We start from the raw sequence: 23,508 nt of genomic DNA on the forward strand, positions 1-23,508 counted from the left end.
TCCTTGCTTAACTTATCGTAACATATATTCCATTCTTTTTGAAATAAATGCCTCGGATCTCAACCGACTCCGTTCGGATAATCTCCTGCACTTCGGCCAGCGCTTCAGCGGGAAATTCTAATGATAGCGCGCAGCCCGCCGTGATTTCTTTGGGAGTCGGACACATATCGTTCTCGATATTTGCGTATTCGAGCAGCATCTCCGCTCGCAATGCTTGCTGAGTCGAATCGAACGCCATCAGCATCATAGCAGCCGGCCTCCTTCTTGTTTAACCTTTTACTAGACTCGGTTGCTTCCCCCGTTACGGTCGATTCTTTTCCCAATACTACGTATAAAACGTTCCTACGATCCGTATACTAGTAACACTCTACTGATTCCAGATGTTGCTAGCCTTTCCAATCTTACTCCCCTAAGGAGGAACCTGTAATGAAACTGCCTTTTTCCAAAGAGCCATCCCCAGACAAATCGAAAGAGCAAGTCCCAACTGCTGCCATAAAAGTCATGCATTCCGAATCCAACTGCATAGAGCTCTTATCTGAAGCCTTATTTAAATTCATACAATCGGTTCCCGCCCACCAACCGATCGTCATTGTTTGTGTGGGTACCGATCGTTCGACTGGAGATTCACTGGGCCCTCTCGTCGGCACTCATTTAAAGAAGCTTCAATCGGAAGGTATTCATCTTTACGGTACCCTGGATCATCCCGTACATGCCATGAATCTCAGCGAAACATTAACGACGATCTACCAGCATTTTAATAATCCGTTTATTATTGCAATCGATGCTTGTCTGGGACAATTGACAAGTGTCGGCTGTATTCAGCTCGGCGATGGTCCTGTCAAACCGGGCGCGGGCGTTAATAAAGAGCTGCCTCCGGTAGGCAATATGCATGTAACAGGCATCGTGAACGTAGGCGGCTTCATGGAATACTTCGTCTTGCAGAACACGCGCTTGAGCCTCGTCATGGCGATGTCAGAAACGATTTCCAAAGCGATACACGCGGCACTTCTTATGAGACAGCGCTGGGTCCCTATTCCTTTAGTAAAGATCGATTGATCGCTTCTTTTTCTTCGGGTGATAGCGTATATTTCGATTGTCCTTGCTCAATCGGTTTCGCATAAACATACGTTTGCTCCCGGTTATGTATTCCGCTTAATACGACTCCGTTCTTTTGTTCATCAACAATTGCAACTGAGAAGCTAAGATCGCTGCCGCTCTCTGCAAAAGCATTGTATCGATAAATACCGACATGCGATTTCATACGGTTAAGATGCTCGCGAATTCGCTGAACCGTTTGATCGGCAGCCTCACTGCTTCGTTTCAAATCATTGTATTTCTGCTGCAGATCAATAATAATCTCTTCCATGTTCATACTGCCGGTACCATTAAGCATGGCCATATATTTTGTTCTCAGTTTATTCAGTTTGACCCATAGCGTGATGACGATGATCATAAATACAACCATGATTGCTGCAGCTGCTACGAATACAACCTCTACCGGAATAATCATCTTCGCTCCCCCATGTGTATGTTTACGACTGCATATGTGCAGCTATTTCTTTCACGGCATCGATCAATTGGTCGATCTCACCCTCTGTCGTAAAACAACCGACGCTTGCTCTCACAGCCCCTCGCTCCAATGTACCGGCTATTTGATGAGCCAGCGGAGTGCAGTGATAACCGGATCGAACCGCGATTCCGAAGGATTGATCGAGTATGAAAGCAATTTCCGATGAATCGGATTGCGCGACGGTGAACGATACAATTCCTGTCTTATTTTGTCCCAGTTCCGGACCTAAAATTTGAACCCCATCAATTCCCATGAGCCCACTCATTAAACGCTGTGTCAATTGCCACTCGTGCTGATGAATCTTCTCCACCGTTTCCTTCTGAATCCACTTGATACCTTCGACCAATCCGGCGATTCCCACTGTATTCTGCGTGCCAGCTTCATAACGATCGGGCCGGACGGTAGGCTGCTCGATTGCTTCTGACTGACTCCCTGTACCCCCATGAAGGAGCGGATCCAAATTAATGTCCGGATGAATATATAAGCCGCCAGTTCCTTGTGGTCCCAGCAGTCCCTTGTGGCCGGGAAATGCCAGCATATCAATTCCCATCCGATTTACGTCAATATCTATAGTACCCGCGGTTTGTGCGGCATCTACCAGCAATTTCACTTGATGCTTACGGCAAATTTCAGCCATATCGGCAATTGGCAGGATGCTGCCAAGCAAATTCGAACTATGACTGCATACTACGAGCTTCGTTCTCGACGTTATTAGCGATACAAGATCGTCCGGGTTTAAGTTTCCTTGAGCATCCGTTTTCACATAGCTAACTTGTACACCTTTAGCTGCTTTCAAATATTCCAACGGACGACGAACAGAATTATGCTCGACCGCCGTGCAGATCACATGATCGCCCTCACGAACAAACCCTTTTATCGCCAGATTTAAAGCCATTGTCGTGTTCAATGCATAAGCGATATCGTTGGGATTTTTAATGTGGAACAGACGGGCCAACTGTTTTCTTCCTTCAAACAAAGTACGACTCGCCTTAACCGCTTTCTCGTGACTTCCTCTTCCCGGATTGGCCCCATACTCTTCCATGCACTCGACCATTGCCCGTACTACTTCCGGCGGTTTCGGCCATGACGATGCTGCATGATCCAAATAAATCGTCGACAAGTCCTCTCCTCCTCGATCTCCTGGTTTACCCTAATAACACAAATATAGCATACCTAGATGACCCTGACTTTATCAGGTTTGACCTGGTATGCTATATCATCGATTTGCTAAGACGTTTTCCCTTGTAACAGTTCGAGCAAACGATTCAGATCATCATTCGAGTAATATAACAATTCAATTTTACCTTTGTTATTGCTATGCCTGATTTTAACAGTGGTTCGATACATTTCTCTCAAATTTTCTTCAACTTGATCGATATAAGGATCTTTGCGTTTCGGTTTTTGTTTAGCCTTTTTCGTATCCGCTTTTTCTTCCAGTTTCTTCACTTCTTCTTCAAGCTCACGAACGCTCCACTGTTCCTTGATCGCCGTATCGGCAAGCGCCTTAATTAGTTTCTTATCCTTTAAGGCCACAATAGCTTTCGCATGTCCCATGGATAATGTTCCACGTGAAACATATTGTTTAACCTCTTCGGGTAGCTGCAGCAAACGCAAAAAATTCGCAATATGAGACCGGCTCTTACCGACTTTTACTGAAAGCAGTTCTTGTGTTAAAGAAAATTGATCAATAAGAGCTTGATAAGCAATTGCAATTTCCATTGCGTTTAAATCTTCTCGCTGAACGTTCTCAATTAACGCAATTTCCATAACCTGCTGATCCGTGAATTTTTTAATTACAGCAGGAATCGTAGGCATGCCTGATACCTGAGAAGCACGATAACGCCGTTCCCCTGCTATAATCTCATAACCTTTCAAGACGCTTCGAACAATGATAGGTTGAATAACACCATGCTCTTTGATCGATGAAGCTAATTCCTGTATCGTTTCATCGTTAAAATTCCGTCTTGGCTGATATGGATTCGGTCTCAGCTGTGAAAGTGGAATTTCTACTACTTTATCGTCATCATTGATGCTTAGTGCCGGCAAAAGCGCATCCAGCCCTTTCCCTAATCCAGCTTTCTTATTCAAATTGCAATCACTTCCTTCGCCAGCTCCATGTACACTTCGGCGCCCTTCGATCGCGGATCGTAAGTAATGATCGACTGCCCGTGGCTCGGAGCTTCGCTTAATCTTACATTTCTAGGAATGATCGTTTGATAAACTTTTTGTTGGAAATATTTTTTCACTTCTTCAATCACTTGCATACCTAAATTAGTTCGGGCATCAAACATCGTCAGCAATACGCCTTCAATTTGCAAGGTCGTGTTCAAATGTTTCTGCACCAACCGTACCGTATTCAACAACTGGCTTAAACCTTCTAGCGCATAGTATTCACATTGAATAGGAATGATGACCGAATCGGCAGCCGTAAGGGAGTTCACCGTTAATATTCCGAGGGATGGAGGACAATCAATAAGAATATAATCGAATTGCTGTTTAACCAATTGCAACGATCTCTTCAAACGTACTTCCCTGGAAATGGTAGGTACCAGTTCGATTTCTGCTCCCGCTAATTGAATCGTCGCGGGAATGATCTTCAAATTTTCTATCGCCGTGTCAACCATTGCATCTTTCGGATGTACATCATTAATAAGCACATCGTAGATGCAATATTGAACATCCGCTTTGTTGACACCGATCCCACTAGTCGTGTTGCCTTGCGGATCAATATCCACAAGTAATACTTTTTTACCGAGAGACGCAAGTGATGCACCCAAATTAACGGACGTCGTCGTTTTGCCAACCCCACCCTTTTGGTTCGTGATGGCGATAATTTTAGACAAACCAATTCACCTCAAATAAATACTAGGATAGCCAAACATGTCACAACCGATTACGGTGAAAAAAAGATCATTGAAGAGTTGTGGGTACACTCCCCAATGATTCTACTTCGAACTATTCTATTTTATCGTTTCGGTATACGAATTACAATCTCATAGTGATCGTCGCGGTCATTCTCTTCCGTATTAATCGGCAATCCCGAAGACGTGACCATTTCGACCGATTGTCGGATTGTATTAAGCGCCAGACGAACGTCCTTCGAATACGAAATACGTTTCGCTTTATTTTTGATTTTGTCCGCCTCTTTTAAGAAGGCAATTCTTGTTTCCGTTTGCTTAACATTCAATTCCTTGGCGATTATTTCTTCTAACACTTTGACTTGAAGCTCATCGCTATCGAGAGACAATAAAGCTCTTGCATGACGCTCCGTAATTTTACGCTCCATTAGCGCGACTTTCACTGGTTCGCATAAATGCAGCAGCCTGATTTTGTTCGCAATCGTTGACTGACTTTTGCCAAGCCGCTGCGCTAAGCTCTCTTGTGTCAAGCTATGTAAGTCAATCAATTGTTGATAAGCGATAGCTTCCTCGATAGCGGTTAAGCCTTCCCGCTGCAGATTCTCAATCAAGGCGATAGATGCTGCTTGCGAATCGTTGAATTCGCGAATAATCGCCGGTATCGTTTCTAGACCGAGTTTCTTTACCGCACGCCAACGACGTTCCCCCGCGATCAATTCATACCGGTTGTTGCGGATCCTTAAAACAATCGGCTGAATGACGCCATGAGTTCTGATCGTTTGACATAGCTCTTCTATACGCTCATCGTCAAAAACAGTCCGAGGTTGATATGGACTAGGATCGATGTCTTGGACAGGAACATTTTTCACTTCATCTGACGAAGCTTTTTCGCTAAAACCAAACAATTTCGAGATATGTTCCTTCATACCGATAACCACCCGATCTTTTTAACAAAAAATGAAAGGTCTCTGTCTAATAAATATTCTCCAGCCACTAGTCAAATTCCTGCTAATAAAAGAAAGAACTTTCTTGTATGATTCTACAAAAAAAATGAGAAGGCAATGGGTCGAAGCCATCCCTTATCATTGTTTCATCGTACAAAATGTTCCACGTGGAACACCTCATATAAGAGGAGACTTCAATGGCATTCCTGCTTTTCTCGGATAATTGCGTGGAGTAGGTCCCGTTTTCTTGATTAGTACCATGTGTCGGGACGACTCTTCCACCGGAAGCTCGAAATGATGCGTCTGAACCACCTGTCCGTGGAGTTCCCGAAGACTGCGTTTGGCTTCCTGCAATTCAGCCTGCACATCCTGCCCTTTCATAGCCGCGAACATACCGTTGGTCCGGGCAAAGGGCAAACAAAACTCATTTAATACAGCCAATTTGGCAACCGCTCTTGCTGTGACCAAATCGTAACGATCGCGATGCTCGGGAAGTCTGGAAATATCCTCGGCACGCCCATGAACGCAATGAACATCGGTCAATCCTAGTGAACCTGTAAGATGCTTCAGAAACTGAATGCGTTTATTCAATGAATCGACAATCGTCACCTTCAAATGAGGGAAAGCAATTTTTAAAGGAACGCTGGGGAAACCGGCCCCTGAGCCGATATCCGCCAGCGTAGCAATGTCGTTCATCGAAACAAAAAATGATAAAGAGAGAGAATCATAAAAATGTTTGATATAAACTTGTTCTCTCTCCGTAATGCCGGTCAAATTCATTCGCTCGTTCCAATCGATCAATTCCCGATAATACACCTCAAATTGATGCAGTTGATCATCGGACAGCGTAATGCCTTTAGCCATTAACAAATCAACAAAATGCAATTGAACTTGATCTTGTACGGTCATCGTTACCCTCTAGATGCAATGACTTTATTATAATGTTCCAAATGCACCAGCAAAATGGAAATATCGGCCGGTGTCACCCCGGATATACGGGATGCTTGACCGATTGATATCGGACGGATTTTAGCAAGCTTTTGCTTCGCTTCCGTTGCAATTCCATGAATATCTTCGTAGACGATATCGTCAGGAATACGCTTCTTCTCCATTTTACGAAGCCGTTCGACTTGTGCAAGCTGCTTCTCAATATAGCCGCTGTATTTGACCTGAATCTCTACCTGCTCCTTCATATCTTCCGTGAGCTCGACCGGAGACGGTGAAATCGAATGAATATGATCGTAAGTAATCTCAGGACGGCGAAGCAACGACAGCAAGTCGACCGAATTGTTTAATTCCGCGCTTCCCAGAGATTGCAACAATTGTTGAACCTCAGGGGTCGGCTTCGTTTTCGTCATTTTCAAACGTTCGATTTCTTCATTGACCCGCGCTACTTTGTCCAAATAACGTTGGTAGCGACCTTCCGGAATCAGCCCGATATCGTAACCGATTTGGGTTAACCGCAGGTCCGCATTATCATGGCGAAGCAGCAAGCGGTACTCCGCACGCGACGTTAACAGCCGATACGGCTCGCTCGTCCCCTTCGTCACGAGATCATCGATCAGAACGCCAATATAAGCTTCCGAGCGGTCCAAGATGACGGGTTCTTTGCCAAGCACCTTGCGCGCAGCATTAATTCCCGCCATAATCCCTTGTCCAGCCGCTTCTTCATAACCCGATGTTCCGTTAATTTGACCCGCTGTAAAGAGGTTTTCCACCACCTTGGTTTCCAAGGAAGGCATCAACTGCGTCGGTATTACGGCGTCATACTCGATCGCATAGCCGGTACGCATCATCTCCACCTTCTCAAGTCCCGGAATCGAGCGCAAAATGCTGAGCTGCACGTCCTCCGGCATACTTGTGGAGAGGCCTTGCACATAATATTCCTTCGTATTGCGCCCTTCCGGCTCCAAGAAAATCTGATGCTTCGGCTTATCGCTGAACCGAACGATTTTATCTTCGATCGACGGGCAATAACGCGGGCCCGTTCCCTCGATTGCCCCCGAGAACATAGGAGCCCGGTGCAAATTATCATTTATAATTTGATGCGTTTGTTCCGACGTGTAAGTAAGCCAGCATGGCAGCTGGTTCGGAACTTCCTCCGTCGTATCGTAGGAGAAAAACTTCGGTTTCTCATCCCCGGGTTGAATCGTCGTCTTCGAGAAGTCGATCGTATCTTCATGCACCCGCGGCGGTGTTCCGGTTTTGAAACGAACAAGCTCCAGGCCGTGCTTTCGCAAATCCTCCGACAGCTTCACAGCCGGCTGCTGATTGTTCGGACCGGATTCGTACATCAGTTCGCCCATAATGATCTTGCCGCGCAAATAAGTACCGGTCGTCAGCACAACCGCTTTGCCGTAATACGCCGCTCCCGTTTTCGTAACAACGCCTTTACATACGCCATCCTCAACAATCAGTGTTTCGACCATGCCTTGACGAAGCGTCAAATGATCGGTTTTCTCGATCGTTTCCTTCATCGTATGCTGGTACAGAAACTTATCGGCCTGTGCGCGCAGCGCGTGAACCGCAGGTCCCTTGCCTGTATTCAACATCCGCAGTTGAATATACGTCTTGTCGATGTTGCGCCCCATCTCTCCGCCCAGCGCATCGATTTCACGTACGACATGTCCTTTCGCCGGTCCTCCGATCGACGGATTGCACGGCATAAACGCAACCATATCCAAATTAATCGTCAAAAGCAAAGTTTCGCAGCCCATTCGTGCGGCGGCTAGCGCCGCTTCGCATCCGGCATGACCGGCACCGATAACAATAACATCATACTGACCTGCTGTGTAACTCATGCTGACTACCCCCTAACATTACTTATATTATTTCCCTAAGCAAAACTGTGAAAAAATTTGGTCGATCAGTGATTCGCTAACCGAATCCCCGATAATTTCACCGAGATGTTCCCATGCATTGCGGATGTCGATTTGGATCATATCGATCGGCACGAACGACTCGGCCGCTCCATAGGCTTCGGTTAAAGCCGCCTTGGCCAGCTTTAATAAATGAATATGCCGTGCGTTGCTGACGTACGTCAAATCGCTCGATTCGATCTGCCCGCTGAAAAACAAACCTCCGATCGCCTTCTCCAAATCGCTCACACCCTGATGCTCTAGCAGCGACATCCTGACTACACGCTCTTCCCCGAAAGCGTCGATGAGCACCTGCTCATCCAGACGCTGATCCAGGTCCAATTTATTAATAATGGCGATCACCTGCCGACCGGACAATTCCTCGATCATCGCCCGCTCTTCCGGCACCAGCTCTTCCGCACCGTTAAACACCAACAGGATCAAATCCGCATCGCCCAGCGCCTGGCGTGATTTCTCTACCCCGATCTTCTCGACAATATCGCTTGTCTCCCGGATGCCTGCGGTGTCAAGCAGCTTCAACGGAATGCCGTTCACGTGCACATATTCTTCCACCACATCGCGCGTCGTACCGGCGATATCGGTTACGATGGCGCGTTCTTCTTGTGCCAGCGTATTTAAAAGCGATGACTTCCCGACATTAGGACGCCCAATAATGGCGGTCGTCAGCCCTTCGCGCAATATTTTTCCCTGCTGCGCCGAAGCGAGAAGCCGCTCAATATCGTCTAACGCTTCCGTACATTTCGTTTTGATGAAGGCGTTGGTCAGCTCTTCCACATCGTGTTCAGGGTAATCGATATTCACTTCGATATGCGCCATCAACTCGACGAGACGGTGGCGGAGCTCCTTGATCCGTTTGGACAAGCTCCCCTCCGACTGCTTCAATGCGATCTTGAACGCCCGATCCGACTTCGCTCTAATGAGATCGATAACCGCTTCCGCCTGAGACAAGTCGATGCGCCCGTTCAGGAACGCCCGTTTCGTAAACTCGCCCGGCTCGGCCAATCTAGCGCCGTTCTCCAGCAGCAAATCGAGCACCTTGCGCACCGAGACGAAGCCGCCGTGGCAGCTGATCTCCACAACATCTTCCTTGGTAAAGGAACGCGGTGCCCGCATCACGGTAACGAGCACTTCTTCTATACGGGCCCCGCTCTCCGGTTCCCGAATGTGCCCGTAATGCACCGTATGCGTCGCAACGTCCGCCAGCTTTGACTTTCCGCTATAAACACGGTCGCTGATAGCAACGGCTTCGTCTCCGCTCACCCGGATAACCGCAATGCCTCCCTCACCCGAGGGCGTAGCGATCGCCGCTATGGTGTCCTGCATCATGTAAACCACACCTCATTCTTCAAACTTGCATATAACCTGATGCCAAGTATAAGTATGAACATTCATACTTCTTATCAGCTAAAGAAAAAGCAATGAGGTCATTCGAACATGACGTCATTGCAGCATAATTCAACGTAATACGATAACGACGCGACGATTCGGTTCGTCGCCGCGGCTAAATGTCCGCACTTTCGGATGTTGTTGCAGTTGGGCGTGGATGACCTTGCGCTCCTGAGGAGGCATCGGCTCCAACACCACTTCCTTCTTCGTTCGAATGACCCGTTCGGCCAAACGATTAGCCAGCTCCCGCAGCGTCTTCTTCCTGCGTTCGCGGAACTGTTCGGCGTCCAGAACGACGCGCAGATGATGATCGGAATAACGATTGGCGACGATATTTACCAAATACTGAAGCGCATCCAGCGTTTGTCCCCGTCGACCGATCAGCATGCCAAGCTCTGCGCCGTGCATATGCAGCTCGAACCCATCCTTATCCTCTTTTTGCTCGATGCGTACATCAAGCTGCATCGTGCGAAGCACATCCTGCAAGAACAAGACAGCCTCTTCCATGGCATCGGGCAGCAGCTCCAGCTCTACCTTGGCATCACGCGCGCCAATCAGTCCGAACAACCCTTTGGCGGGCTGCTCCAGAACGTGAACCTTAACCCGATTTTCGGTTGTGCGGAGCTGCTCCAATCCGCTTGTAACAGCGATATCGATCGTTTTACCCGTTACCACGATTTTTTTCATCTCATCCGGCCACCCTTATTTTTTAGATCCGCCTGAACTCGGTTTCAACTCTGCAGAGTTTGCGCCTTTGCTGGGTTTTCCATAAATAAAATAAGTTTGTACAACGGTGAACAGGTTGCTGTATACCCAATACAGCGGAAGCGCCGATGCGAAATTCATCGCCATGACGAAGATCAACACCGGGAAGATAAACATCAAGCTCTGCATCTGCGGAGTCATTTGGGAGGACATCATCTTTTGCTGCAGGTAAGTCGTCAACGCAGCAAGAATCGGCAAAATGTAATATGGGTCCTTCTGTCCAAGCTGCATCCACAGGAACGAATGCGAGCCGATTTCAGGATTCCGCATAATCGCGTTGTACAGAGCGATCAGAATCGGCATTTGCACCAGAATCGGGAAGCAGCCCGCAAGCGGGTTGACGCCTTCCTTCTGGAACAGCTTCATCGTCTCTTCCTGAACTTTCTTCGGGTCGTCCTTATATTTAGCCTGAAGCTTCTTCAGCTCCGGTTGAACTTCCTGCATCCGTTTGGAGCTCTTATACTGCTTGAGCGTCAACGGCAATATGATCAATCGAATAATGATCGTCACGACGAGAATCGATAGACCGTATGATCCTCCCATCAGATCAGCGAACCAATCGAGCGTATCCGACAGCGGACCTACGAAATACTTGTCCCAAAATTTAGTGCGATCGAGCTGTGCATTCGCCGGGCTACACCCCGCCAGCAGCAGCAATGCCGTTAGAGGCATATATTTCAAAAGTCGACGCGTCAAAAGAACATCCTCCCAGCTTCATCTTTTCCAATAATAAACTATATCATATCTTCGGACACAAAGAAACTAATCCGCTTGTTTCGGTTCCCCATTGCGGCGAAGCAGAGAGGCTCTCTTCAGCACGTGAAATACGCTCTTTTCGATCTCGCGATACGACATCTCCACAACCGGCTTGCGCGCGATCAGGATCAGATCGTACCCTCCGGGAATTTTGGGCGCGTTCAGGCGGATAATTTCCTTCAATACGCGCCGGATCCGATTCCGGACGACCGCATTGCCCAGCTTCTTGCTCACGGATACGCCGAGACGGAACGACGCTTGCTGAGGCTGCGCTTTATAATATAGAACGAATTGATGATTCGCCGACGATTTCCCGTGTTTGTACACTTTATCGAAATATTCTCTTTTGGTCAGACGATTTTTCTTTTCCATCGAACATCTCTCCATTTAACGGTTACGGCCGCCTAAGCTTGTCATCATCGTTCCCTAGCCGGGTCTTCTCCATCATAAACAACAAAAAAGACCACCGGACAGTGGTCTTTCGTCTTATGCGCTTAACACTTTTCTTCCTTTTTGGCGGCGAGCTGCGAGAACTTTGCGTCCATTCTTCGTGCTCATTCTTTTACGGAAGCCATGAACTTTCTTGCGCTTTCTGACGTTCGGCTTAAATGTCGGTCTCATTCGGTCGTGCACCTCCTCAGACAAGGATTATTACCAATCCTCGAAAAATACCTTTCAACATTAAACCACTTTACGCTTCAAAAGTCAACTTAGGGTCGGAAAAAAAGTTATACACAGCTTCAGTAAAAAATTGCCGCGACCCCCCTGTGAATAAAAAAAATCGGATTTTCTCCGAATTTGTCGAATTGCAAACAGGTTATAAACAATATCTTGTGCTGTTGATAACTTTTGTACACAAGGTATAGGGTATGTGGATAAATCGCAACATTCCATTGCGGAGCAGGGTCTTTTTTGTTATCATGAATATGTTTTCTCTTGTGGATACTCTTTATCGACAATAAAGTTATTAACAGCCTGTGGATATCTTTGTGAACAATTTACACGGATTATGTATAATTATAATGTCATAAATCTGTATATTGTGGACAATTCCGACAGCTTTCAATTTTTTTCTACAGCTTCGCCTGTTTCGCAGCAACGGTATTATTCTGAAGGAGTGAATAATTTGTGGAAAGCCATCCTAACGAACAATGGCAGCAAGTCCTTTCCATTTTGCAAAAAAGGGTGAGCAAACCCAGCTACGAAACGTGGCTGATCTCCACAAGGGCCGTCGTCTTTACCGATTCGACCGTCGTCATCTGTACCCCCAACAATTTTGCGCGTGACTGGTTGGAAAACCGGTACACGAAACATATTAAAGAAGCGGTTTACGATTACTCCGGCAAACAAATCGAGCTAAAATTCATTATTGAATCCGATGACGAGCCTGAAGAGTCAGGCGCCCCTTCCACACCTGTCACTCCCGCAGCGAAAGCCAAACCCATCGCCGAAGAGCCGTTTGCTCATATGATGAACCCGAAATATACGTTTGATACGTTCGTCATCGGCGCCGGCAACCGGTTCGCACATGCCGCTTCCCTCGCAGTGGCCGAAGCGCCGGCAAAAGCTTATAATCCGTTGTTCTTGTATGGCGGCGTGGGACTAGGAAAAACGCACTTGATGCACGCCATCGGCCATTACGTACTGGAGCATAATCCGAGCGCACGCGTCATGTACATCTCGTCCGAGAAGTTTACCAACGAGTTCATTAACGCGATCCGCGATAACCGCGGCGAGAGCTTCCGCAACAAGTACCGGAGCATTGACGTGCTCCTTATCGATGATATTCAGTTCCTGGCGGGAAAAGAACAGACGCAGGAAGAATTTTTCCACACGTTTAACGCGCTGCACGAGGAGCGGAAGCAGATCATCATCTCCAGCGATAGGCCGCCTAAAGAAATTCCGACGCTGGAAGAGCGGCTCAGATCCCGGTTCGAATGGGGCTTGATTACGGACATTCAGCCGCCGGATCTGGAGACCCGGATCGCCATTCTTCGTAAGAAGGCTAGAGCGGAGAATCTCGATATTCCGAACGAAGCGATGGTCTACATCGCCAACCAGATCGACACGAATATCCGTGAGCTGGAAGGCGCGTTGATCCGCGTCGTTGCCTATTCTTCGCTGATTAACGAGGACATTACGTCCCATCTGGCCGCTGAGGCGCTGAAGGATATTATCCCCAGCAGCCGGCCTCGAGTCATTACCATACAAGATATCCAGCAGAAGGTCGGCGAGTTTTACGGCTTGAAAATCGAGGATTTCAAAGCGAGGAAACGAACGAAGAGCGTCGCTTTTCCACGGCAAATCGCCATGTATTTAGCCCGCGAAATGACGGATTTCTCTCTGCCTAAGATCGGCGAGGCGTTCGGTGGACGCGACCATACGACCGTCATACACGCCCATGAGAAAATTTCCGAGGCGATCAAAGCCGACCAGGAATTATATAAAATTATTCAGAACCTTACCGAAAAAGTGAAAAACGTGACGTTGTAGACCTTTGATCGTTCCTATTTGTCGATAACTCACACCTGAATAACTTGAAGCCTATGCACAAACTATTCACATGTGGATAGGCTTTCTTTTTGCGTTGTTCACCCACATATCCACATATTCAGGCCCCCTACTACTACAACTAAATAAAAAAAACATGTAAAATAGATAAATACGCCCATTCAGACCATTCTAGAACCTGTAGGAGTGAAACTATGAAATTGACGGTACTGAAAGAATTTTTGAACGAATCCATCCAACATGTAAATAAAGCAATTTCGAATAAGACGACCATTCCCATTCTTACGGGGATCAAAATAGATGTGGATTCATCCGGCATGACGTTAACCGCGAGCGACACCGATATATCGATTCAAAGCTTTATTCCGATGGAAAAGAACGACTTGCAAGTCATCGATCTGAAACAATCGGGAAGCGTCGTGCTGCCTTCCAAATTTTTTGTCGAAATCATTCGAAAGCTGCCGGCGCAGCATGTGGAAATTGAAGTGAAGGAGCAATTTCAGACCATCATTCGTTCCGGTTCGTCTGAAATTCAACTGATGGGCTTGGATCCGGAAGAATATCCGATTATGCCGGGCATCGAAGAAAGCAAACGAATCCAGATTCCGAGCGACGTGCTGAAGACCATGATCAAGCAGACGTCGTTTGCCGTTTCGACAAGCGAGGCGACGCCCATTCTGACGGGAATCCTCTGGACGATCGCCAACGGTAAGCTGAAATTTATCGCTTGTGACCGGCATCGGTTGGCCAGCCGGGAGACGAGTATCGATACCGAGGAAGGATTTGTGTTAAACAACGTAGCCATCTCCGGAAAAACCTTAAACGAGCTGTCCAAAATTTTGCCGGACCAAAATGTTCTTATTGACGTGGTGTTCGCGGATAATCAAGTATTGTTCAAAATGAGCTCGATCCTGTTCTATACCCGCATCCTGGACGGGACATATCCGGATACGTCGAAGCTCATTCCGCAATCGTACCAAACACAGCTCGTGGTGCAGACGGATGATCTTGTCGATGCAATCGACCGCGCCTACCTGCTTTCTCGTGAAGATAAGAGCAACATTGTGAAGCTCGTGATGCGCGACGACCAGACGATCGAAATTTCTTCCAGTTCCTCCGAGCTCGGTAAAGTGACGGAAGACTTGACGACGATCCGTTTGACCGGCGAGCTGCTGCGGATTTCCTTTAACTCCAAATACATGCTCGATGCGCTTAAAGTGATGGACAGCGAACAAATTCATATCGGCTTTACGGGAGCCATGCAGCCGATCATCATCCGGCCGGACGAGAACGCATCGCTGCTGCAGCTCATTTTGCCGTATCGGACAACCGGCTAAAACGAAGGGACGACGGATCCATGAAACCAATTTCAATCCACACCGACTATATAACACTCGGACAATTTCTGAAGCTCTCGGATTGCATATCCACAGGTGGACAAGCCAAAAGCTTTCTGCAGGAAACCCCCATTACGATCAACGACGAGCCGGACAACCGCCGCGGGCGCAAGCTCGTCGCAGGCGATATCGTCAAAGTCCAGGGCTGCGGCGAATTTCAAGTCGTGAAGGGGTCCTAGGGAGGAGCCATTTTGCAATTAAAAACGTTGTCTGTCCAGCACTACCGCAACTACGAGCATATCGAATTCGCTACGGATCACATGGTGAACATCATTGTCGGCCCGAATGCGCAGGGCAAAACAAATTTGCTGGAATCGATCTTCGTTCTCGCTTTAACCAAATCCCACCGGACCAACCAAGACAAGGAATTGATCCGGTGGAACGAGAAAGCTGCCCTGCTGCATGCCGAGGTCGAGAAAGAGTACGGTACGTTCCAGCTTGATCTGACCATATCCCAGCAGGGCAAGCGTGCGAAGGTGAATGGGCTCGAGCAGCGCAAGCTGAGCAATTTCATCGGCTCCTTGAACGTGGTCATGTTCGCCCCCGAAGATCTTGAAATTGTAAAAGGTTCGCCGGGCGTGCGCCGCCGCTTTCTCGACATGGAAATCGGCCAAGTGCATCCGGCCTATTTGTACGACTTGTCCCAATACAACAAAATTTTAGTGCAGCGGAACAATTATCTGAAACAAATGTTCGGTTTTTCGGGTAAATTACCGTTATTGGACGTCTGGAACGAACAATTGGCGCAATTTGGTACTAAAATTATTAAAAAACGTCAAAGCTTTATAAAAAAGCTGCAAATCTGGGCCGAGAAGATTCATGCCGGCATCACGAACGGACAAGAACGGCTAAAAATCGCTTACGACAGCTCGCTGTCTTTAGCCGAAGACCAAGAAGAAGCTGTTTTATTTGACCATTTTATGATAAAGTTATCACAGACCAAAGATCAGGAATTGCGTCGCGGCGTCACCTTGGTCGGCCCGCATCGCGACGATTTGCGCTTTTATATCAACGATAAGGAAGTGCAAACGTTCGGTTCGCAAGGACAACAGCGAACGACGGCATTATCTTTGAAGCTGGCGGAGATAGAGCTCATTTGCGAAGAAGTGGGTGAATATCCGTTGTTGCTGCTGGATGATGTCCTGTCGGAGCTCGACCGGTACCGGCAGACGCAGTTGATCGAGACGTTTCAGCGCAAGGTGCAAACGTTTATTACAACGACCGGAATTGAAAGTATAGATTTGTCAAAACTGGAAAGTGCTTCCGTGATTCATGTTCGGGACGGGAGCTTCATATAGATCGATTTGCCGATAAGGAGTGGGATTCCTATGTTCATCCATCTGGGCGGAGAAAAGATTATCCGCGCATCGGAATTAATCGCCATTTTTGACTTATCCATTGAGAAATCATCCAAAGTATCGAAACAATTCGTGACCTACGCCAGCAAGGAGAAGCGCGTCGAAGTGATCGGCGAGGAAGAGAGCAAATCGCTCGTTGTGACGCAATCGAAGGTATATTATTCGCCGATTTCGTCGATGACGTTGAAGAAGCGGGCGCACCAATTGTTGACGACGTAGGTTCGCAGTTCAAGAAAAACGCAGTTTCAAGATTTTTTATCATGGAAAAGTGGGTGTCTGCATGTCTGTAAATCCGGGTACAGCCTATGATGAGAGTCAGATTCAGGTGCTTGAAGGTCTTGAAGCGGTACGCAAAAGACCAGGGATGTATATCGGGTCAACAAGCGCTCGAGGTCTTCACCATCTGGTATGGGAAGTCGTCGATAATAGTATAGACGAAGCGTTGGCCGGCTATTGCACGAAAATCGAAGTTATCGTACATCAAGACAACAGCGTCACCGTCATCGATAACGGGCGCGGCATTCCGGTCGGCGAACATCCGAAGATGAAGCGGTCGACCTTGGAGGTCGTGCTTACCGTGCTTCATGCGGGCGGAAAGTTCGGCGGCGAAGGCTATAAGGTGTCGGGCGGTTTGCACGGCGTCGGCGTATCGGTCGTTAACGCTTTATCCAAGAAGCTCGTCGTGCAAGTTAAACGCGAAGGCATAATTTACGAGCAGGAATATCACCGCGGCGTTCCGCAGCAAGATCTGCAAGTGATCGGGGAAACGAGCGAGAGCGGGACACAGGTTACGTTCTGGCCGGACGAAGAAATATTCACCGAAACAAGAGAGTTCGATTTCGATACGCTGCAATCGCGTATTCGCGAACTCGCATTTTTGAACCGCGGCATTGAGATTATTCTTCGCGATGAGCGTACGGACGTCTCCCATACTTTCAAGTACGAAGGCGGGATTATTTCTTTCGTCGAATATTTGAACCGTACACGGGAAGCGCTCCATCAGCCTCCGATTTTTGTCGAGGGTGACAAAGACAATATCCATGTGGAAGTCGCTTTGCAGTATAACGACAGCTACTCGGAAAATATATATTCGTTTGCCAACAACATTAATACACATGAAGGCGGTACGCATGAATCCGGCTTCAAGAGCGCCTTAACCCGTATTCTCAACGACTATGCGCGCAAGAATAACGCCATTAAAGAAAGTGATGCGAATTTGTCAGGCGATGATGTGCGTGAAGGACTGACGGCTATTATTTCGGTCAAAATTCCGGAGCCGCAGTTCGAAGGCCAGACAAAGACAAAACTCGGCAACAGTGAAGTTCGGGGGATCGTGGAATCCCTTTTCGCTGAGAAATTCCAAGAGTTTATGGATGAGAACCCGGCCATCGCGAAGAAAATCGTGGAGAAAGGCCTGCAAGCCCAACGCGCCCGCGAAGCGGCTCGTAAAGCCCGTGAACTTACGCGGCGGAAGAGTGCGCTCGAAGTCAGCTCGCTGCCGGGCAAGCTTGCCGATTGTTCGTCCAAGGACGCCTCCATCAGCGAAGTGTATATCGTCGAAGGGGACTCTGCCGGCGGATCCGCCAAGCAGGGCCGCGACCGTCATTTCCAAGCGATTTTGCCGCTTCGCGGTAAAATTTTGAACGTAGAGAAGTCTCGTCTCGATAAAATTTTGTCCAATGCCGAAATTCGCGCGATCATAACAGCGCTCGGCACGGGTATCGGTGACGATTTTGACATTGCCAAAGCGCGTTACCATAAGATCATCATCATGACGGACGCCGACGTCGACGGCGCGCACATTCGTACGCTGCTGCTGACCTTCTTCTACCGCTACATGAGGAAAATTATCGAGGCCGGTTACGTTTATATCGCTCAACCGCCGCTCTACAAGCTGGAGCGCAATAAGACCATTCGTTATGCCTATAACGATCGTCAACGGGAAATGATTATGGCGGAATTCGGCGAGGGAGCCAAAGTTAACGTTCAGCGTTATAAAGGTCTCGGGGAGATGAATCCGGGCCAGCTGTGGGAAACGACGATGGACCCGGAAAGCCGCACATTGCTGCAGGTTAGCATCCAGGATGCTATCGAAGCGGACGTCGTGTTCGATACGCTGATGGGCGACAACGTCGAGCCTCGCCGTGATTTTATCCAGCAGCATGCGAAGTATGTCAAAAATCTGGACATCTAATTCGTATAAGTGGTGGCTATGCTTAGGAGATATGGCCTGCTGTGGCTGATTTCAATCTTGTCCGTTCTATTCTTGGCGCCCGGGTTCGTTCACTCGGGCGGTTCCTCAGTTTATTACACCGATAAGGTGGCTGTTTTAGCCTATCATCATATCGATGACGATCAACGCGGCGATGTGACCATTACGTCCAAACGGTTCCGCGAGCAGCTTCGCGATTTGAGGAATCGAGGATATCATTTCATAACGCTAAGAGAGTTTCGCTCCTTCATGAAGGGGGGCTCCATACCACCGAATTCGGTCTTGGTTACCTTTGACGACGGTTATGAGAGCTTTTATACGAAAGCCTTTCCCATTCTTAAAGAAATGCGCGTTCCGGCCGTTAATTTTGTCATTACGGAAGATTTGGATCATCCGGACCGGACGTTAATTCCAACGCTCTCTCGCGAGCAAATACGGCGAATGATCAGCGAAATGAAAGAGATCGAAGTTGAATGCCACTCGGACAGCCTCCACGGCCGTACGCCGGACGGCGGGCCTTTGTTGACGACGAAGCTGCCGCTCGCCGAGGGCGGCTTTGAGTCGGACGAACAGTTCGAGCGCAGAATTGTCAGCGATACGCGGCGCAGCCTGGACAAGCTGAGCACGTTGAATGACGGCCCGATCGATGCCTATGCCTACCCGTTCGGGGCCTATAACCTTCGTTCGATCGAGCTATTGCGACAAGCCGGCATTCAATATGCATTTACGACGCAAAGCGGCATGGCCGAACGGGGGAACGACCCGTTCCAAATTCCGAGAATCAATGCAGGAAGTCCTTACGTTCGGATGAACTCATTAAATAATATGATTATACACAAGCTTTATCGGGCCTCGCCCTGACACCAAATCATTATCACCAAGCGGTTGCCCCGTAAAATTTGTAGGAGGTACACATGTCGGAAGAACCTCGTTCGCAGATTAAAGAAATCGATATCGGCTCTGAGATGCGCACGTCCTTTATGGATTATGCGATGAGCATTATCGTCAGCCGGGCGTTACCTGACGTTCGGGACGGACTAAAGCCGGTTCATCGCCGTATTTTGTATGCGATGTCGGAGCTTGGAATGTCGCCTGACAAGCCGTATAAAAAATCGGCGCGGATTGTCGGCGAAGTCATCGGTAAATATCACCCGCACGGCGATGCGGCCGTATATGAGACGATGGTCCGGATGGCTCAGGACTTCTCCCTCCGTTATATGCTCGTCGACGGTCACGGGAACTTTGGTTCCATTGACGGCGACGCAGCGGCGGCTATGCGTTACACCGAAGCCCGTTTGTCCAAAATCGCGATGGAGCTTCTGCGCGATATCAATAAAGAGACGATTGATTTTGTTCCCAACTACGACGGCGAAGAGAGTGAACCGGCCGTATTGCCGGCCCGTTTCCCGAACCTGCTCGTCAACGGGCTGTCCGGAATTGCCGTCGGCATGGCCACTAATATTCCGCCGCACAATTTGACTGAAGTCATTAACGGCGTACAGCAGCTGATCGAGAATCCGGATATAAGTCCGCTTGATTTGATGCAGTCCATCAAAGGACCGGACTTCCCTACCGGCGGCTTCATCCTGGGCCGAGAAGGAATACGTCAAGCGTATGCGACAGGTCGCGGATCCGTGACGATGCGTGCGAAAGCGACGATTGAAGAATCGGGCAATAAAGCGCGCATTATCGTGTACGAACTGCCGTATCAAGTGAACAAAGCGCGCTTGATCGAGAAAATCGCAGAGCTCGTCCGCGAGAAGAAAATCGATGGCATCACCGACCTTCGCGACGAATCTGACCGCAATGGTATGCGTATTGTGATCGAGCTGCGTCGCGACGTCAATCCGAATGTCGTGTTGAACAACCTGTACAAACAAACCGCGATGCAGTCCAACTTCGGGATTATTATGCTGGCCCTGGTTAACGGCGAACCGAAAGTGCTTAATCTGCGGGACATGTTGTTCCACTATCTCGAGCACCAGAAAGTGGTTATTCGCCGCAGGACGGAATACGATTTGCGCAAAGCGGAAGCTCGCGCGCATATTCTGGAAGGACTGCGAATCGCGCTTGACCATCTGGACGAAGTCATTGCTTTGATTCGTGCTTCCCGTACGACCGATCAAGCGCGCGAAGGCTTGATGAACCGATTCGGATTGAGCCACGATCAAGCGCAAGCGATTTTGGATATGCGTTTACAGCGCTTGACTGGTTTGGAGCGCGAGAAAATCGAAGAAGAATACGCCGAGCTCCTAAAGAAAATTGCCGAGTATAAAGCAATTTTGGCCGATGAGAAGCTTGTGCTCGAAATCATCAGCAACGAGTTGAACGAAATCAAAGATAAATTTGGCGACGACCGCCGCTCGGAAATTACGATCGGCGAAGAAAGCATCGAGGATGAGGATTTGATTCCGCAAACCGATGTCGTCATTACCATTACCCATACGGGTTATATTAAGCGACTCCCGGTTTCCACCTATCGCAGTCAGCGTCGAGGAGGTAAAGGAGTCATCGGGATGGATACGAAAGACAATGATTTTGTGGAGCATTTGTTCGTGACCAACTCCCACCACTACCTCATGTTCTTTACGGACAAAGGCAAGGTGTACCGGTTGAAGGCGTACGAAATTCCGGATCTTAGCCGTACGGCCCGCGGAACACCGATTATTAACCTGATTCAAATCGAACAGGGCGAGACGGTCAATGCCGTAATTCCGGTTGAAAGCTTTGACTCGGACAAATACCTGTTCTTCGCTACGAAGAACGGTCTTGTGAAGAAGACCCCGCTCGACGATTACGGCAATATTCGTAAAGTCGGCTTAATAGCAATAACGCTTCGCGAGGATGACGATTTGATCGGCGTTCGTCTGACGGATGGCAATCAATCGATCATCTTGGGTACGAAGCAAGGCATGTCCATTCACTTTCCGGAACAAGAAGTGCGTGCAATGGGACGATCTGCAACCGGGGTGAAAGGCATCCAGCTCGACGAAGACGACGTTGTGATCGATATGGACGTCGTTCAAGAAGACAACAGCGTTTTGATCGTAACTTCAAAAGGTTACGGCAAGAGGACGCCGGTTTCCGAGTACCGACTGCAATCTCGCGGCGGTAAAGGGATTAAGACGCTCAATGTAACGCCGAAGAACGGCCCTATCGTCGGTTTGAAGGTCGTTCAGGATGAGGAGGACCTCATGATCATTACCGCGCTGGGAACCGTTATACGTACCAGCATGGCGGGCATATCATTAATGGGTCGCAATACACAAGGGGTTAGATTGATTAATATTCGCGATGAAGACGAAGTATCGACCGTCGCTCGGGTAGATAAGAGCGATGAAGTCTCTGAAGACGAGGATCAAGACGACGCCTTTAGCGAAGAAACGCCAAATGGTCCGGCTTCAGGTTCGGAAGGTACGGCCGAGGAATAAACGCTGCCACTATATTTTTACTCTTGCAAAGAATGGGGGCTTACATCCCCATTCTTTTTCGCTTATAATTACAGACATGGGTCTAAAGTATGATTTTTCCATACAAGGGTTAACCCAATGAAGCCAACTTGAAATTAAGGTGAGGGGATCCAATATGGCGACAGTTCCCGTGTCTCAGCTTAAAACCGGTGAGAAAATCAGCGAGAATGTGCTGACCAAGTTTAATAATGTTTTGTTTGCCAAGGGCAAAGTCGTGACGGAACGCGATATTGAAATATTAAAAGCGTTCTTAATTCCTTCCGTACAAATCGAACCTAAACATGCGGAAATCGAAAGCATGGGCGAAGATCCGTTCGCGGAAGAATCGAATAACAGCATTTTGCCGTTCTATGAGAACTACGATAAGATGCTGCAGCTGCTTCGCCGTGTTTTTAAAGTGGCCAACGCTGGCGGGCAAAATCTGCCGATTCTGGAGATCCGGACGACGTTGGAGGGTCTTATTAAACATATCGATTCCTACAACATTTTGACCTTTAGTCCCAAATCGTTTCAATTGCGTGATTTCATTCTTCACAACAGCATTATGGTCAGCTTGACGTCTTACTCTTTAGCCAAGTGGGCCGGAATGCAGGCCAAAGATCTGATGCCCGTCGCTTTGGGCGGATTGCTGCATGATATCGGAACGGCCAAGGTCGATGACGGAATTTTGTTTAAGCCAATGAAATTGAACAATGATGAATCCGAAGAAATAAAAAAACATACGATCATCGGATACAATCTTCTCAAGACCGTTCCTGCGATTAACGAAGGGGTGAAGCTTTGCGCTTTACAGCATCACGAGCGCGAGGACGGTTCCGGCTATCCGCTCGCCATACGCGGTGACAAGATTCACAGTTACTCGAAGCTTGTTGCCGTTACGGATATGTTCCATGCCATGACGACCGACCGGTTTCACAAAAAAGGCATATCCCCTTACCTGGTTCTGGAACAGCTGCAGAATGAAGCTTTTGGCAAGCTGGATCCCGCCATGGTTCAGACGTTCATTACCAAGGTAACCTCGTTCCATAACGGAACGCTCGTGAAGCTGAGCGATAACCGTATCGGTGAAATTGTCTTTTCTGACCGGTCTCATCCGACAAGACCTTGGGTGAATGTGAACGGCAAAATTGTTAATTTGACAATCGAGCGCAGCTTGTACATTGAAGACGTTATTCAGAAGTAAGTAAAGTATAGCTTTCCTAAAGGACATGAAAAAAAGTCCGGTTAAGATGCTTGACTTAAGGAAATGGTTCATGATATATTAGTCTTCGCTGCTTCGGCGGCGAGGACTTTTTAGTTGAAACGCACTGTTGTTTCTCAGGTTTCGAAAAAAAAGTGCTTGCAATCGAATAGGCAAATGTGATATATTAAAGAAGTCGCCGCTAAACAAGGCCGACGAATT

General features: G+C 48.1%; 23 protein-coding genes. 10 read left to right on the forward strand and 13 right to left on the reverse strand.

Going from position 1 to position 23,508, the window contains the following annotated elements:
- Positions 1-7: 7 nt before the first annotated feature.
- Positions 8-247: a putative Se/S carrier protein gene (locus PVA01S_RS03965; RefSeq protein WP_127605340.1), complete on the reverse strand. Its 240-nt coding sequence runs from the start codon at positions 245-247 to the stop codon at positions 8-10.
- 179 nt (positions 248-426) lie between these two features.
- On the opposite strand from PVA01S_RS03965, the gene yyaC reads away from it, so the two are divergent.
- Complete coding sequence (yyaC, locus tag PVA01S_RS03970; protein ID WP_127605342.1) at positions 427-1,056, forward strand: spore protease YyaC; 630 nt, start codon at positions 427-429, stop codon at positions 1,054-1,056.
- Here the strand turns inward: yyaC and PVA01S_RS03975 are convergent.
- The 12 genes from PVA01S_RS03975 to rpmH all read right to left on the reverse strand — a co-directional run bounded on the left by PVA01S_RS03975 (position 1,031) and on the right by rpmH (position 11,779).
- Positions 1,031-1,510 carry a DUF4446 family protein gene (locus PVA01S_RS03975; RefSeq protein WP_127605344.1) on the reverse strand — a complete coding sequence of 160 codons (480 nt, stop codon included), beginning with the start codon at positions 1,508-1,510 and terminating at the stop codon, positions 1,031-1,033. The genes yyaC and PVA01S_RS03975 overlap by 26 nt on opposite strands.
- Positions 1,511-1,532: 22 nt before the next feature.
- On the reverse strand, positions 1,533-2,690 hold the full coding sequence (locus PVA01S_RS03980; protein WP_054799217.1) for an aminotransferase class V-fold PLP-dependent enzyme: 1,158 nt from the start codon (positions 2,688-2,690) through the stop codon (positions 1,533-1,535).
- A 107-nt stretch (positions 2,691-2,797) separates the two neighbouring features.
- Positions 2,798-3,658, reverse strand: a complete 861-nt coding sequence (locus tag PVA01S_RS03985) for a ParB/RepB/Spo0J family partition protein (protein WP_127605346.1) — start codon at positions 3,656-3,658, stop codon at positions 2,798-2,800.
- On the reverse strand, positions 3,655-4,413 hold the full coding sequence (locus PVA01S_RS03990) for a ParA family protein (protein ID WP_127605348.1): 759 nt from the start codon (positions 4,411-4,413) through the stop codon (positions 3,655-3,657). Before PVA01S_RS03990 ends, PVA01S_RS03985 begins: the two co-directional genes overlap by 4 nt.
- Before the next feature lie 122 nt (positions 4,414-4,535).
- Positions 4,536-5,354: a nucleoid occlusion protein gene (gene noc / locus PVA01S_RS03995; RefSeq protein WP_127605350.1), complete on the reverse strand. Its 819-nt coding sequence runs from the start codon at positions 5,352-5,354 to the stop codon at positions 4,536-4,538.
- A 195-nt stretch (positions 5,355-5,549) separates the two neighbouring features.
- Positions 5,550-6,281 (reverse strand): 16S rRNA (guanine(527)-N(7))-methyltransferase RsmG, encoded by a 732-nt coding sequence (rsmG, locus tag PVA01S_RS04000; RefSeq protein WP_127605352.1) that lies wholly within the window; start codon positions 6,279-6,281, stop codon positions 5,550-5,552.
- 2 nt (positions 6,282-6,283) lie between these two features.
- Positions 6,284-8,173: a tRNA uridine-5-carboxymethylaminomethyl(34) synthesis enzyme MnmG gene (mnmG, locus tag PVA01S_RS04005; protein WP_127605354.1), complete on the reverse strand. Its 1,890-nt coding sequence runs from the start codon at positions 8,171-8,173 to the stop codon at positions 6,284-6,286.
- A gap of 27 nt (positions 8,174-8,200) precedes the next feature.
- On the reverse strand, positions 8,201-9,577 hold the full coding sequence (mnmE, locus tag PVA01S_RS04010) for a tRNA uridine-5-carboxymethylaminomethyl(34) synthesis GTPase MnmE (RefSeq protein WP_127605355.1): 1,377 nt from the start codon (positions 9,575-9,577) through the stop codon (positions 8,201-8,203).
- 129 nt (positions 9,578-9,706) lie between these two features.
- Positions 9,707-10,324: an RNA-binding cell elongation regulator Jag/EloR gene (jag, locus tag PVA01S_RS04015; RefSeq protein ID WP_127605357.1), complete on the reverse strand. Its 618-nt coding sequence runs from the start codon at positions 10,322-10,324 to the stop codon at positions 9,707-9,709.
- A 15-nt stretch (positions 10,325-10,339) separates the two neighbouring features.
- Positions 10,340-11,098 (reverse strand): membrane protein insertase YidC, encoded by a 759-nt coding sequence (yidC, locus tag PVA01S_RS04020; RefSeq protein ID WP_127605359.1) that lies wholly within the window; start codon positions 11,096-11,098, stop codon positions 10,340-10,342.
- A 66-nt stretch (positions 11,099-11,164) separates the two neighbouring features.
- Positions 11,165-11,530, reverse strand: coding sequence for a ribonuclease P protein component (gene rnpA / locus PVA01S_RS04025; protein ID WP_054799215.1), 366 nt, complete (start codon positions 11,528-11,530; stop codon positions 11,165-11,167).
- Positions 11,531-11,644: 114 nt separating this feature from the next.
- Positions 11,645-11,779 carry a 50S ribosomal protein L34 gene (rpmH, locus tag PVA01S_RS04030; protein WP_054975180.1) on the reverse strand — a complete coding sequence of 45 codons (135 nt, stop codon included), beginning with the start codon at positions 11,777-11,779 and terminating at the stop codon, positions 11,645-11,647.
- Positions 11,780-12,286: 507 nt separating this feature from the next.
- Between rpmH and dnaA the strand changes: the two genes are divergently transcribed.
- The 9 genes from dnaA (at position 12,287) to PVA01S_RS04075 (ending at position 23,289) form a co-directional block, all read left to right on the forward strand.
- Entirely contained in the window at positions 12,287-13,651 is a 1,365-nt protein-coding gene (gene dnaA / locus PVA01S_RS04035) for a chromosomal replication initiator protein DnaA (RefSeq protein ID WP_127605361.1), read from the forward strand.
- A gap of 212 nt (positions 13,652-13,863) precedes the next feature.
- The gene (dnaN, locus tag PVA01S_RS04040; protein WP_127605363.1) at positions 13,864-15,006 is read left to right on the forward strand and encodes a DNA polymerase III subunit beta; all 1,143 of its coding nucleotides are present in this window, start codon (positions 13,864-13,866) and stop codon (positions 15,004-15,006) included.
- 20 nt (positions 15,007-15,026) lie between these two features.
- Positions 15,027-15,245 carry a S4 domain-containing protein YaaA gene (yaaA, locus tag PVA01S_RS04045; RefSeq protein WP_054796099.1) on the forward strand — a complete coding sequence of 73 codons (219 nt, stop codon included), beginning with the start codon at positions 15,027-15,029 and terminating at the stop codon, positions 15,243-15,245.
- Positions 15,246-15,257: 12 nt separating this feature from the next.
- Positions 15,258-16,364, forward strand: a complete 1,107-nt coding sequence (recF, locus tag PVA01S_RS04050; protein WP_127605365.1) for a DNA replication/repair protein RecF — start codon at positions 15,258-15,260, stop codon at positions 16,362-16,364.
- Between the two features lie 30 nt (positions 16,365-16,394).
- Complete coding sequence (gene remB, locus PVA01S_RS04055) at positions 16,395-16,643, forward strand: extracellular matrix regulator RemB (protein WP_054796098.1); 249 nt, start codon at positions 16,395-16,397, stop codon at positions 16,641-16,643.
- A gap of 61 nt (positions 16,644-16,704) precedes the next feature.
- Positions 16,705-18,618, forward strand: coding sequence for a DNA topoisomerase (ATP-hydrolyzing) subunit B (gene gyrB / locus PVA01S_RS04060; RefSeq protein ID WP_127605367.1), 1,914 nt, complete (start codon positions 16,705-16,707; stop codon positions 18,616-18,618).
- 18 nt (positions 18,619-18,636) lie between these two features.
- Positions 18,637-19,497, forward strand: coding sequence for a polysaccharide deacetylase family protein (locus tag PVA01S_RS04065; RefSeq protein WP_244932890.1), 861 nt, complete (start codon positions 18,637-18,639; stop codon positions 19,495-19,497).
- Positions 19,498-19,550: 53 nt separating this feature from the next.
- A complete protein-coding gene (gyrA, locus tag PVA01S_RS04070) occupies positions 19,551-22,067 on the forward strand; it encodes a DNA gyrase subunit A (RefSeq protein WP_127605369.1) in 2,517 nt (838 codons plus the stop codon).
- A 154-nt stretch (positions 22,068-22,221) separates the two neighbouring features.
- Positions 22,222-23,289 carry an HD-GYP domain-containing protein gene (locus PVA01S_RS04075; protein ID WP_127605371.1) on the forward strand — a complete coding sequence of 356 codons (1,068 nt, stop codon included), beginning with the start codon at positions 22,222-22,224 and terminating at the stop codon, positions 23,287-23,289.
- Positions 23,290-23,508 lie beyond the last annotated feature (219 nt).

Origin of the sequence: Paenibacillus validus NBRC 15382, from assembly GCF_004000985.1 — a bacterium.
In the GTDB taxonomy this organism is placed as follows: Bacteria; Bacillota; Bacilli; order Paenibacillales; family NBRC-103111; genus Paenibacillus_G; species Paenibacillus_G validus.